The sequence below is a fragment of the Pedobacter sp. CFBP9032 genome (genome assembly GCF_034045265.1).
Taxonomy (GTDB): Bacteria; Bacteroidota; Bacteroidia; order Sphingobacteriales; family Sphingobacteriaceae; genus Pedobacter.
This window is the reverse complement of sequence record NZ_JAXCWE010000003.1, coordinates 460577-474857: the sequence shown is the minus strand read 5'-3', so window position 1 is coordinate 474857 and position 14281 is coordinate 460577. Positions and strand designations below refer to the sequence as shown.

Sequence of the window (14281 nt, the reverse complement as noted above, 5' to 3'; positions counted from 1 at the left end):
TTGGTGGACAGCTGTGGCTCTACTATTTCGAATTAACCAATATAAACCAATAAATCTTATCTTATGAAAGTCTTTATCTATGAAAGGACGTTTTTTAAAGCGATTTTAACCGTCGTTCTGACGTTTTTTTCGTTTATCGCGTTCGCCCAGATTTCCGTAAAAGGAAAAGTGCTGGATGAAAAAGGTCTGGGAATGCCTGATGTAAACATCGTTGTAAAGGGTACTAAAAACGGTGTAAAAACCGACCCAAACGGAAATTATAGCATTAATGTCCCCAATCCACAAGCTACGTTAGTTTTTTCTTATATCAGCTTCAATACACAGGAAATTGTTGTGGGGCAACGTACTTCTATCAACGTTTCGTTAACTGCGCAGGATAATTCATTGGAACAGGTGGTTGTGGTGGGTTATGGTGCACAAAAAAGATCAACCATTACCGGAGCGGTAAGTGATATTAAATCTGATGCACTAATGCGTACCCCGGCCATTACCACTTCTGGCGCACTGGTTGGGAAAATTCAGGGTGTTAATACCCGCCAAACAGATGCCCGCCCGGGAGGTACAACAGGCTTGCAGATCAGGAATATGGGTGAGCCACTTTATGTGATTGATGGAATTCCATCTGATGCAGGGCAGTTTAACAACCTTGGGCAAAATGATATTGAAAGTATCTCCATCCTAAAAGATGCATCCGCTGCTATTTATGGGCTTCGTGCTGCCAATGGTGTGGTGTTGGTTACCACAAAGAAAGGTCGCTCCAATCAGCCAACAACGATAAATGTTTCTTCTTACTACGGGCTTCAAAATTTTACCCGAATGCCAAAACCAGCGAATGCAGGCGATTATGTAAGGGCGCTGGCAGAGTCTGATCAGAATTTGAAAAGACCAAGTATCTGGACACGTGAACTATTAGATAAATGGAAAGCTGGAACGGAACCAGGCTTTCAAAGTTTTGATTATTATGATTTTATTGTTAGACCAAATGTGCCACAGCGGTATCTATCTGCTAATGCCTCAGGCGGATCTAACAATACCAACTTCTTTATCTCCGCTACGCACCTGAATCAAGAAGCCGTGATAAAGGATTTTAGTTTTAACCGTACCAACATTCAGGCGAACTTAGACGCCGGTTTAGCAAAAGGCTTAAAAATTGGAACGCAAATCGCCGGGAGGTTGGAGCGTCGTCATCAATCTGGTGTACCAGGATATGATGATTACTTTAATCCGCTGCTGAGTTTGTATACCAACTGGCCAACAGAACGTCCGTACGCAAATGATAACCCGAACTATATCAATGCTACGCACAACATCAATGTAAATCCGGCGACGTATGAAGAAGAAATTTCAGGTTATGCTGACAACGATTGGCGGGCTTTGAAGTCAAATTTCTATACGCAATATAGTTTCCCTTTTGGCCTGGTTGCGAAAGCAACTTACTCTTATAATTATACCACTTATGTAGGGGAGAACTTTGAGTATACCTATAATGCTTATACTTATGATCCGGCTACGAATAGCTATAATATAAATGGAGGAAACCAGAATCCGTTCAGAAGAAAGGAGCGAAGAGAGATTGCAGAAAACTTCGGTCAGTTTCAATTGAATTATGCTAAAAGCATCGGTGATCACTCTTTCGATGTGGTGGCTGCTTACGAGCGGTACGATTCTACCGATGATTATGTAGAGATGATCAGTAACCCGCCTAATAACACCGTGCCATTAATCTACTTTGCAGATCAAACATTTTTAGGTAATACTTACGGAGTTTCTGCAAGGGCAGGTTACATTGGCCGATTAAACTATAACTACAAGCAAAAATATCTTTTAGAGGCATTGGGCCGTTACGATGGTTCGTTTCTGTTCAGAAAAGAAAATCGGTTCGGGTTCTTTCCCGGCGTATCTGCAGGATGGGTAGTTTCTAAGGAAAACTTCTTTCGCAACATCAAATTTGTGGATAACCTGAAACTTCGGGTGTCTTATGGACAGACGGGTACCGATCGTCAGCCGTATGGCGACACTACTCAGCCATTGGTTGCTCCTTTTAGTTACCTGCAAGGTTATGATTATGCCAATGGTGGCGCTGTCTTTAATGGTTCATTGGTTACTGGCGTTTCGCCGAGGGGTTTGCCCATCACCAATTTATCATGGATTACCAGTATTGCAAAAAATATCGGTGTCGACTTTGCCCTTTTTAATAATAAGCTAACAGGTTCTGTTGATTTTTTTGAACGTAAACGAACCGGATTACCTGCACCAAGATATGATATTCTACTGCCGAGCGAAGTGGGTTATTCATTACCAAATGATAACCTCAACGCTGATGCAAACCGCGGAATGGAAGGGATTGTCACTTACCGGAGTAAAATCAGGGAAGTTGATTATTCCATCGGTGTAAATGCGACATTATCGCGCTTGCGCACCCTGGATTATTATAAGCCACGTTTTGGTAACTCATGGGATGAATACCGCAATTCTGGTGTAGACCGTTGGGCGGATGTAAATTTTGGACACCATGTTATCGGTCGTTTTCAATCACAGGATGAGATAGACAATTACCCAATTAATAATGACGGACAAGGAAATCGTACCCTTTTGCCGGGCGATCTTAAGTTTGAAGATACCAATGGTGATGGAATTATTAACGGGATGGATCAACGCCCAATTGGGTATGCCCAAGGCGGACTTCCTTATCTTAATGTGGGGATAAATGGAAGTGTAACCTGGAAAGGCATTACTTTACAGTTTGACTTTGCAGGTGCGAGTATGCAGACCTTTCAACGGGAATATGAATTGCAGATTCCGTTTCAGAACAATGGAAACTCTCCGGCATATTTGCTAAATGATCGCTGGCACCGTGCAGATCCGTTCAATCCGAATAGTGAATGGATTCCGGGTACATATCCAGCCTTACGTAAAGATAATCCGGGTCTTTCCAACTTCTCTTACCGCAACGATTTCTGGATCACCAATGTAACTTATCTCCGCCTGAAAAATTTGTTGCTGGGTTATTCACTTCCAAAAAGCTGGATCGAAAAAGCAGGTTTTAAAAACATATTTGTTTATGCCAATGGAACCAACCTGATTTCGTTTGACAATTTGAGAAAATTCGAAGTCGACGGGGAAATTTCTTCAACTAATGGAATTGTCTATCCGCAACAGCGATTATTTAATTTCGGTTTTAACGTTACACTTTAAGATTTTTATGATGAAAAATATTAAAATTTATATAGGAATTATCGCGTTCATGTCGGTGTTTTCGGCCTGTAAAAAAGATTTCCTGGAACGCGAGCCGCAAAGTATCGTGGTAGAAGATCAGGTTTATGGAGACCCTAAGCTTATCGAAGGCGTACTGGCTAATTTATATAACCGGATTCCGACAGATGCCTCTTTAACCAACCGCTGGACGGAGCACACCGCTTATGATGATGCCGTTTGGTCTGGAAGCGGAAATTCTGGGGATGAATACCGAAATAATATCATTTCTTACCCGGTAGACCGGTGGAGACTTTGGGATTACGGATTTATCCGCGACGTAAATCTGGGGATTGAGGGTGTGCAGAAGAGTGCTAAATTAACTGTGCAACAGAAAGAACAATTTAGTGCTGAATTCCGTTTTCTACGTGCGTACGATTATTTTGAAATGGTAAAAAGGATGGGGGGTGTTCCATTAGTTACCTCACCACTTGTTTATGATTACAGTGGCGATGCCACCGGTCTTCAATTACCACGAAGCAAAGAAGTAGATGTTTATGATTTCATTGCTTCAGAACTTGATGCTATTGTAAATACGGTTGGCAATAATGGGAGCACCTCCCGTGCGAATAAATACACTGTATTAGCGCTAAAATGCAGAGCGATGTTATATGCGGGTTCTTTAGCTAAGTATAATAGTTTAATGGCGAGTCCGATTACATTACCAGGCGGTGAAGTTGGAATCCCGGCGCAACGTGCAACAGATTTTTACAATAAGGCTTTAGATGCTGCGAAGCAAGTAATCGCTGGTCCGTATTCGCTTTATAAAACAAATTCCTCCAACCTTGGTGAGAATTTTTATGAGGCCTTAACCAAGAAAACCGGAAATCCGGAGCTGATTTTAATTCAGGATTTTTTACAGTCGAAAGGCTTCAAGCATGGCTTTAGCTATGATAACATTGCCCGTTCGTTGAGGGAAGATAACCTGGCTTCTTCTGCTATTGCCCCAAGTTTAAACCTGGTAGAAAAATATGAATATCTAGATGGTACGGATGGAGCGCTTAAAATCAGAACACCAGATAATAGCGACTACATTTACTACACCAATACCCAGGATGTTTTTGCAAACAAGGATGCCCGCTTATATGGAACGGTGATCTATCCGGGAACGAGTTTTAGAAATTTACCGGTTAACATTCAGGCAGGCGTAGCATTATGGAATGGAAGTGCTTACCAGATTATTGAAGGTGATTTAGGCGCAAGATACAGCGATGGAAAGCTTTTAACTGGGCTGGATGGTCCACAACGTTCTGCACTTGATTTATCGAATACTGGTTTTTATCTGCGCAAATTTATTGATAATACACCTTTAGCCAGTACCCGTACCCGTGGAACGGATATTGCCTGGATCAGATTTAGATTAGGTGAAATTTACCTCAATGCTGCGGAAGCTGCCTTTGAACTTGGCCAAACAGGAAGCGCTTTAACCTATATTAATACATTACGAGAAAGAGCTGGTTTTGGAGCCAATAGTTTAACGAGTTTAACCATAGATCGATTAAGAAATGAACGCCGTGTGGAACTGGCTTTTGAAGATCACCGTGTTTGGGATCTTGCCCGCTGGCGCATTGCAGATAAGGTTTGGAATGGCAGTACGAGTAGTCCTGATGCAATGCTTTATGCTTTGTATCCTTATCGTGTGGTACGCCCCGGCGATGCCGCAAAAAATGATAAATATATCTTTATTAAACAAGTGGCTCCAAGATTTAAAGCACCACGTTTCTATCAGATTGGAAATTACTATTCTTCAATTAGCCAGACTGTACTCAATAACAATCCTAAAATCGTTCGTAATCCATTTCATTAATCAATCGTTATGAAAAATATAAGTTATATCATACTGTTCTCCCTGATTGCACTTTTCTCTTGCAAAAAAGACAATTACGAGGAACCTACATCCCGTCTTTCTGGTAGGGTGATCTTTCAGAATCAACCTGTTGGCGTTCGCTCTGATGGTGTACAATTGGAGCTGTGGCAACGTGGTTACGCTCTTTTTACTAAAATTCCGGTTTATGTAGCCCAAGATGGAACCTTCTCTGCAACACTGTTCGATGGCGATTATAAGCTGGTGCGTTTGCGTGGAAACGGTCCGTGGATAGACAATACAGACTCAATTTCAGTTAAAGTGAGTGGAAATACTCAGGTAGATGTTCCTGTGGTGCCACATTTCAATCTAAATAATGTTTCCTTCAGCAAATCAGGAAATACCGTAACGGCAACATTTACAGTACAGCAAGTTACAGCAACAAGCCAGTTAGAGCGTGTAAACATTTATCTTGGCACTACCATGATAGTGGATAATACCCGGCAAGATGCCAGTGCAGAAAAAGTTGCCGCAGATGTAGTGATCGGGCAACCGGGAACAATTTCGGTAACTATCCCGGCGGCGTTAGCTTCGCGGAATTTTATGTACGCCAGGGTGGCCGTGAAAACAAATGGGGTAGGTGAAGCCTTATTCTCTGCACCCTACCGAATAGACTTTTAGTAGTGGTTTAGCTGTTAATAATATTTACTATTTAACAAATTTTATTTCCGTTAGCGGAGCCTTTTTTCTAACGGCTCCGCTTTTTTGTGAGCACTATTTTTATAATTTTTCCATGGATTTATGAGATTCCGCAAAAACGAAGGTTAAAATCTGCGGTGTTCATTTTTGATATGCAAAACAACCCTTTATCACAATCGCTTACAGATTCAAAACAAAAGTTTCTTTTGTTAACCTGTTATTAATTAGCGAGATATTAACCAGTAGATTATTTTCTAACCTTATTCAAAAACGCTATTAAATCGTTTACAAATTGCTGCGGTTTCGCATAGTGGATATTATGCTCAATGCCCTCATATATTTTTCTGGTAATAAACCTGGGATGGGCCGCTGCCAGCTGACTATTTTCCGAAGTAAATGGCATAGGATCGTGATCAGATACAGGATCTAAAATAAGCACAGGAACATGTAAATTTCTAAATATAATCTTTGGTTCTATGTAGGTAATAGAAGCCGCGTATAAGGGCGAAATAGCAGGACGTAACACTAAGTTCCTGAATTCCTTATCATTTGCCATAGAGAAGTATTCCATCAGACCCTGATAGATAATCCATTTGTTATCCGCTGGTTTGATCAAAGCTAAAAGATCAAATTGATCCCCACCTTTCTCATGATCATATAATTTTGCATAGGCTTCGAAATCAGACGAATAACTGCCATTGTATAAGGAGTCGATTGCTGGAGATAGCATCATTGTTTTTGCTTTAGTATCTAGTTCCTTTTCACTCATTTTATGGTAAAAAGCATTAAAGGCTACAGAACCACCATCTTCCAAAATTAGTGACATAACCCGCTCCGGGTATGATTGATAAACGACTGAAGCCACATAACCACCTCTCGAAAAACCCCCAATAACAGCTTTCTTAATCCGAAGAGAATCCATCATAACTATAATATCATCAGCAATATGGTAAAGTGAAACTTCTTTCTCTGGAATGGGTGTTTTACCATGTCCATAATAATCAATAGCAATTAAATAATACCCGGCATTCGTTAAGGAATCAGCCACTGGCGCTAGTTCATAAGCATTCATTAAACTACCATGAATCCAAATCAGTGGTGTATTTTTCGGATCACCCCAGCTTAGGTAGTGCATTAATACATTGTTCGTTTTTACGTAATGACCATGCTGTCTTTCGAAATTTTCATAGGTCTTTTTGTCCTTCTTAAACTGTTCAAAAGTTGAGTTTTTTGCTCCCTGAGCAAAGCTAAAAAAGTTGGATAATAGCAGCTGACAAACAATAACTAGCTTAAACATCAAAATCCTTTTTTTACAATTCATCCAATAAAATTACGATTTGTTGTTTGCGTAATTTATAAGCCCCGGGATTTTGACAATTGCCTGAGCCGTGCGCGCACCTTTAAATTTATAAGTAGTAAAAGACTGTAGGCTTATAACTTAGTCTGACTGATGAAGTAACAACCATTTGCAAGAAGCTAATAACTTTCCCGCAAATCAGAATGATTACCGCAGAAACGAATGTTAAAATCTGCGGTGATCATTTTTGATCTGGACGACAACCCTTCATTAGGTTTTAGCTTAATAAAGCAGTAAAAGGCTATAGGACTTAAAACTTAGTCTGATTGATGAAGTAACAACCATTTGCAAGAGGCTAATAATTTTCCCGCAGATCAAAATGATTTCCGCAGAAACGAAGGTTAAAATCTACGGTAATCGTTTTGATCTGCAAGACAACCCTTCATTAGGTTTTAGGTTAATAAAGCAGTAAAAGGCTATAGGGCTTAAAACTTAGTCTGATTGATGAATTAACAACCATTTGCAAGAGGCTAATAATTTCCCGCAGATCAAAATGATTACCGCAGAAACGAAGGTTAAAATCTGCGGTAATAATTTTGATCTGCGGGACAACCCTTCATTAGGTTTTAGGTTAATAAAACAGTAAAAGGCTATAGGGCTTAAAACTTAGTCTGATTGATGAAGTAAAAACCATTTGCAATAGGCTAACAATTTTCCCGCAGATCAAAATGATTTCCGCAGAAACGAAGGTTAAAATCTGCGGTGATCATTTTTGATCTGGACGACAACCATTCATTAGGTTTTAGGTTAATAAAACAGTAAAAGGCTATAGGGCTTAACACTTAGCCTGATTGATAAAGTAACAACCATTTGCAAGAGGCTAATAATTTCCCGCAGATCAAAATGATTCCCGCAGAAACGAAGGTTAAAATCTGCGGTGATCATTTTGATCTGCGGGACAACCCTTCATTAGGTTTTAGGTTAATAAAGCAGTAAAAAGGCTATAGGGCTTAAAACTTAGTCTGATTGATGAAGTAAAAACCATTTGCAAGAGGCTGATAATATTCCCGCCAGTCAGAATGATTTCCACAGAAACGAAGGTTAAAATCTGCGGTAATCATTTTGATCTGCATGACAACCCTTCATTAGGTTTTAGGTTAATAAAGCAGTAAGAGGCTATAGGGCTTAAAACTTAGTCTGATTGATGAAGTAAAAACCATTTGCAAGAGGCTAATAATTTTCCCGCAAATCAAAATGATTTCCGAAGAAACGAAGGTTAAAATATGCGGTAATCATTTTGATCTGCATGACAACCCTTCATTAGGTAGTTGGGTTAATATAGTAGTATAAGGCTATAGGCCATAAGACTTAGTCTGATTGATGAAGTAAAAACCCATTTGCAATAGGCTAGTAATTTTCTCGCAAATCAAAATGATTTCCGAAGAAACGAAGGTTAAAATCTGCGGTAATCGTTTTGATCTGCGGGACAGCCCTTCATTAGGTAGTAAGGTTTATAAAACAGTAAAAGGCTATAGGGCTTAAAACTTAGTCTGATTGATTAAGTAAAAATCATTTGCAAGAGGGACAACCCTTCATGAGGTTTTAGGTTAATAAAGCTTAACTAACCCTAAGGTTTTCGCTGCTTATTTTTGATACTGGTTTCAAAGATTTTTTTGATTTGCTATCCATTCGCTGGATCATTAAAATCATCTCTATGCTGGCAATAAAAATCAATAGATAACCATAGGTCTCCAAAGATTCTTCAGAAATATTTTTTACATCCCGCATATAACCCTTCTCCATGGCGGCCATCCAGAAGATTTTTCTGCCGTATAATCTCGAAAAAATGTAGGTGGTGAGTACACCTGATACCATCATTCCGAAGGCAAACAGGGAAGTATAAACTTTTAAAGTTTCAAGTAAAAGTTTACGGTTTGTGATTGCATAATAGATGGGGAAAGGCAAGGACAATAAAACGATCATTTGCCATGCACCATCAAAATAGTGAAGATCCAGGTAGGCATCCTGTTCGCGCACAAAAGAAGCGAATAGAAACTCCGCAATTAATAGCAGTAGGGGACGCCAGTTTTTATAAATCAATATTCCATAAGTTAGCGCAAAGATCGAAAACAGCAGGAATAGACTTTGTAAAGTTTCTATTGGCGAATCTTCTGAAAATTTCATTTCCTGTTGCTCCCGGCCTACTTGTCGCATCAGGAATTCTGCCACAGCCACTATGGCTAGGCCATAAAGAATAAATTTTCCGAACATGGTAATTAAGCTGGAAGAATTTGTCGGATCACAGTTAAACTTATTTTGGCTTTGGTATTGTGGGGCAACTTTAGGTAGCTGGCTAATCATTTTGTTAAAAATTTTTCGTCAAAATTCATTAAAAATATACTCGTCATCAAGGTCTGTATGTAGTAGATATTGGCCTTTATGTATTAAAATGGCGGTTACATTTTTAAAAAAATGTTTGGCGGGGTAATCGGTTTGTCATTCTGTAAACAGAAGGGGATAGGTTCGTATTTTTTTTGAAATATTTTCCGAAGAAAGAGGAATTGGAGAAGTTCAGTGCCTCTGCAACTCCTGATACATTAAGTGAATGATTAGCCAGTAAAATTTTGGCTTCTCCGATTACGATCTCATCTATTAGCTCTCCTGCAGTTTTACCCGTAACGGATTTGACTACCTGAGATAAATGTCTGGGGGTTATAAATAACTTACCTGCGTAAAAAATAACTTGCCGTTCAGTTCTGAAAAATTCAGAAAGCAAGTCAAGAAACCTGGTGGTGAGCTCAAATTTACTATCCCGTTTTGGTGGTTCAAGATCTTTACGGCTGTTATTTGACAGCAGTAAATCGTAAAGAATTTCAATAAAGCTATTCCGGATTACATCGCTCCGAAAAGGCATATCATCCGGAATTTTCAATTTCTTTTCAAGCGCAATCACATTGTGGTATATGTCATGGTATTCATCTTTTGTTAAGAAAAATTTATTGATCGCTTTAGCCTGAAAAATAGTGTACTGTTGAGCAGCAGAGAGAAAAAGTCCCTCTTTTGACAGGTAATCTTTGCTCACTGTAATTTTGATGAATGAAAAATCAGTATGATCCAGAACCTCGTAAACCGAATCAGGAAAAATAAAAAAGAGATCACGTTCCTTCAAAATTTCGTTTCTCACGCTGGTTTTAACACTGATTTTGCCCTTTAACATCAGAATAAATCCATAAGAAGTTGCCCTGAATGGTTGATTACAAGATACGTCAGCATTAACCTGATTGATTCGCGCTACTTCTATCCCTTCCTTGCCAGATTCACTTTCTTTAATACTAAGTTTTTTTGAAGGGCTATGATTTAACTGTTTTTGCATGAGACTTAATTTAACATTCCAGCATCAGAAATATTAAAACCATTACTTCCCGCACAATGTAAACAACTGGATGATGCCGAATTGTATTAATCGTAATTGATGAAGTTAGTCCCGAATATCTGATGTTATTGAGTGCGACAAATCTAATATTCCATTGCATCTTTAAGTTTTTTTTAAAAAAAAATGACGATTCGCTGATCAGAAACGGCTATTATGATTAACGAAATATTTAAATAAATAGCTGATAAACAGTTTTTTATTGGCTTTTTAACTAATTTTAAACCGTTTTACTTTTTTGTTATAAAAGTCAGTAAGTCGAAAAGTCAATTCATTTGAATGTCAAATTCGGGGCATCCCACTTATTGACCAATAATTCCCACATTTTAACCTTTTTTAAGGTAATAATCTAGGTTAAAATTGCGTTATCAAATTGTTGCATAATTATTACCGGAATCAGGCCATTTTATTTCAGATAAAAATACTGTTGAATTCATTAAGTATTATCGGGCAAAATTTGCTAAGAACAAACATTTAGAATACACGCATGCGCAAAAAATTAATAGATAGAATCGACGCGTTTAAAGATGCTACTCTGATCAAAGAAAAGGGTTTGTATCCATACTTTAGATCTATAGAATCTGCACAAGATACTGAAGTAATCATTGATGGAAAAAAGGTATTGATGTTCGGCTCAAATTCTTATTTAGGCTTAACTAACCATCCCAAAATCAAAGAAGCAGCAAAAATAGCTATCGATAAGTACGGAACGGGATGCGCAGGCTCCAGGTTTCTTAACGGGTCTTTAGATATTCATATTCAGCTAGAAAACAGATTAGCAGAATATGTATCTAAGGAAGCAGCCGTATTATTTAGTACAGGCTTTCAGGTTAACCTGGGTGTAATTTCCTGTTTGCTGGATCGGAATGACTATCTGATCTTAGATGAATACGATCATGCGTCGATTATAGATGGCAGTAGACTTTCCTTTTCGAGGACGATCAAATATGCCCATAACGACATGGAAGACCTTAGGAAAAAACTTAGTCGCTTACCGGAAGATGCTGCCAAGCTGATCGTTTCAGATGGTATTTTTAGCATGGAAGGCGATTTAGTAAATCTTCCTGAACTGGTACAGATTGCCGATGAATTTGGCGCCAATGTAATGATGGATGATGCACATAGCCTGGGTGTAATCGGGTTTAATGGTTCAGGCACGGCTTCACACTTCAACCTGAACAATAGTGTGGATTTGATTATGGGAACTTTTAGTAAATCACTTGCTTCATTGGGTGGATTTATTGCTGGTGATGCCCAAACCATAGAATATATTAAACACCGCGCCAGATCACTGATGTTTAGTGCAAGTATGCCACCATCAGCGGTAGCTAGTGTTATTGCCGCCTTAGATATTATCGAATCTGAACCAGAACGTATAGATAAGCTGTGGCAAAATACCAATTATGCTAAAAAATTATTAGTAGAAGCTGGTTTTGATATCGGCCATAGTAATAGCCCAATCATTCCTGTTTACATCAGAGATAACATGAAAACATTTATGATTACAAATATCCTACAGGAGAATGGAGTTTTCGTTAATCCTGTGGTTTCGCCAGCTGTACCATCAGATTCTTCTTTAATTAGATTTTCTCTAATGGCAACACATACCTTCGAACAGATTGAAATTGCAATAGAAAAGCTTACAGCCGCTTTCAAGGCTGTTGACGTTAATATAGTTAGCGCACAATCATGAGAGAGATCGTCAAAGTTTCTACGAAGAAACAGCTTGCTTCTTTTATAGATTTTCCACATGATTTGCATGCGAATGATGTGAATTACGTTCCTGAGCTTTTTATTGCACAGCGTGATTTGCTTACTCCAGGTAAACATCCTTTCTATGAACATTCTCAGATACAGTTATTTCTGGCATATGAAAATGAAAAAATTGTAGGACGTATCGCTGCCATTAATAATACCAATCATAATAAAGTCTATGAAGGTAAAGATGGTTTTTTTGGATTTTTTGACTGCATCAATAACCAGGAAATAGCAAATTTATTGGTTCAGGCTGCAGAAGAGTGGTTAACAGAAAAGGGGCTAACAAAAGTTTTAGGCCCGGTTAATTTCTCTACCAATGAAACCTGCGGATTACTGATTGAAGGCTTCGATGGGCCACCGGTATTGATGATGCCTTATAACCCGCCGTATTACCTTACCCTTTTGGAGCAAATCGGCTTTGTAAAAAATGTAGATTTACGTGCCTACCGCTACACCGCTGGAAATTACAACGATCGCTCTGTTGGATTAATTGATAAAATTGAAGAACGCTTACAGCGCAATGATATCGTAATCCGTAAAATCAACATGAAAGACTTCAAGAATGAACGTGAAGCCATTCGTGCGGTGTATAACAAAGCCTGGGATAAAAATCTTGGCTTTGTGCCACTAACCGATAAGGAATTCGATTATATGGCAAATGATATGAAGTTAATTCTTGATCCGGATTTCTGTATCTTAGCAGAGCAGAAGGGACAAATTGTTGGCTTTGCCTTAGCGCTTCCTGATATTAACCAGATCCAGATTAAAATTAAACGTGGTCGTTTGTTTCCTACAGGTTTGATTAAACTCTTAACCGGAAAGAAAAAGGTAGATGGTATTAGAATTTTATTATTAGGCGTGATCGATGGTTACCGTAAAATGGGCATAGAAGCATGTTTATACGGCAATATTATCAAAAGTTTTGCTGCAAAAAACATGAAATATGCAGAAGCCAGCTGGACACTCGATCATAATGAAATGGTGAATAAACCAATTGAAAATATTGGCGGACAGTTGTATCGGAAATACAGAATTCTCGAAAAAGCAATATGAAAAAGCGGGTTTTGATTACAGGAGCAACGGGTTTTGTTGGATATCATTTAATCCAGGCAGCCTTAGCCAGTAATTTGGAAGTGTACATCAATGTGCGTAAATCGAGCGTAATATCACATCTTGCAGGTTTAGCGGTAAATCGTGTAGAATTGGATTTTGATTCTATTTATCAGCTAAAAGAAAACATAGAAGAAAATCAGTATCACTATATTATACACGCGGCAGCCACAACAAAAGCAAAAAACCGGGAAGAATATTTCCACACAAATGCCACTTACACCAGGAACCTGGCGGTAGCTTCCACATTATCAACTCATAAAATTGAGAAGTTTGAGTTTTTAAGTAGCCTGGCCGCCCGTGGACCTTTAAAAAATAACACAGATAATAATTTATCTAACCCGGTAACGAATTACGGCAGGAGCAAGGCACTCGCAGAAACGTACCTGAGTCAGATTTTAAATCTGCCACTAATTGTTTTCAGACCGACTGCAGTTTATGGACCAAGGGAGAAAGACATTTTTATCCTGATTAAGGGAATAAATTCTGGCTTTGAATTGCATGCAGGGAAACAGGAACAGCAGCTTTCTTTTATATATGTAACTGATTTGGCTAAGGTAATGATTGAGGCATTGGCGACTGATGTGGTAAATAAAACTTATAACCTCTCTGACGGCAATGTTTACAGCAAGTTTTCTCTTGCCAACTATGTTAGAAAGGCACTTAATAAAAAGCCTTTCGTACTGGAAATACCTATGCCGGTAATTAAAGGACTCGCATGGACTTTAGAAAAAACACTTGGTTTTTTTGACAAAGTGCCGGCCTTAAATATTGATAAAGTTAATGAAATCACGGCTGCAAATTGGGTTTGTGATATCGACAACATACAAAAAGACCTTGGTTTTGTGCCAAAGTACCAATTGGAAACCGGGTTAAATGAAACCATTGCCTGGTACAAAGAAAATAAATGGTTATAAATTAAAAGCTTAAA

Annotated in this window: 9 protein-coding genes; 6 read left to right on the top strand and 3 right to left on the bottom strand. The window is 38.7% G+C overall.

Annotated elements, in window-relative coordinates:
- Positions 1–63 precede the first annotated feature (63 nt).
- Genes SOM16_RS08605 through SOM16_RS08595 form a run of 3 tightly spaced genes read left to right on the top strand, consistent with a single transcriptional unit; the run spans position 64 to position 5737 of the window.
- Positions 64–3195, top strand: a complete 3132-nt coding sequence (locus SOM16_RS08605; protein WP_320463590.1) for a TonB-dependent receptor — start codon at positions 64–66, stop codon at positions 3193–3195.
- Between the two features lie 7 nt (positions 3196–3202).
- On the top strand, positions 3203–5059 hold the full coding sequence (locus SOM16_RS08600) for a RagB/SusD family nutrient uptake outer membrane protein (RefSeq protein ID WP_320463589.1): 1857 nt from the start codon (positions 3203–3205) through the stop codon (positions 5057–5059).
- 9 nt (positions 5060–5068) lie between these two features.
- Complete coding sequence (locus SOM16_RS08595) at positions 5069–5737, top strand: DUF3823 domain-containing protein (protein WP_320463588.1); 669 nt, start codon at positions 5069–5071, stop codon at positions 5735–5737.
- 265 nt (positions 5738–6002) lie between these two features.
- Here the strand turns inward: SOM16_RS08595 and SOM16_RS08590 are convergent, their stop codons facing one another.
- From SOM16_RS08590 to SOM16_RS08580, 3 genes are all read right to left on the bottom strand, one after another.
- Positions 6003–7052 (bottom strand): alpha/beta hydrolase, encoded by a 1050-nt coding sequence (locus SOM16_RS08590; protein WP_320463587.1) that lies wholly within the window; start codon positions 7050–7052, stop codon positions 6003–6005.
- A 1617-nt stretch (positions 7053–8669) separates the two neighbouring features.
- The gene (locus tag SOM16_RS08585) at positions 8670–9413 is read right to left on the bottom strand and encodes a hypothetical protein (protein ID WP_320463586.1); all 744 of its coding nucleotides are present in this window, start codon (positions 9411–9413) and stop codon (positions 8670–8672) included.
- A 103-nt stretch (positions 9414–9516) separates the two neighbouring features.
- Positions 9517–10425, bottom strand: a complete 909-nt coding sequence (locus SOM16_RS08580) for a helix-turn-helix domain-containing protein (protein WP_320463585.1) — start codon at positions 10423–10425, stop codon at positions 9517–9519.
- Positions 10426–10969: 544 nt separating this feature from the next.
- On the opposite strand from SOM16_RS08580, the gene spt reads away from it, so the two are divergent.
- The 3 genes from spt to SOM16_RS08565 are packed head-to-tail and all read left to right on the top strand — an operon-like array spanning position 10970 to position 14267.
- On the top strand, positions 10970–12175 hold the full coding sequence (spt, locus tag SOM16_RS08575; protein ID WP_320463584.1) for a serine palmitoyltransferase: 1206 nt from the start codon (positions 10970–10972) through the stop codon (positions 12173–12175).
- Positions 12172–13293 carry a hypothetical protein gene (locus SOM16_RS08570; RefSeq protein ID WP_320463583.1) on the top strand — a complete coding sequence of 374 codons (1122 nt, stop codon included), beginning with the start codon at positions 12172–12174 and terminating at the stop codon, positions 13291–13293. Before spt ends, SOM16_RS08570 begins: the two co-directional genes overlap by 4 nt.
- Positions 13290–14267 (top strand): NAD(P)-dependent oxidoreductase, encoded by a 978-nt coding sequence (locus tag SOM16_RS08565; protein ID WP_320463582.1) that lies wholly within the window; start codon positions 13290–13292, stop codon positions 14265–14267. The genes SOM16_RS08570 and SOM16_RS08565 overlap by 4 nt, the downstream gene beginning before the upstream one ends.
- The last annotated feature ends 14 nt before the right edge of the window (positions 14268–14281 follow it).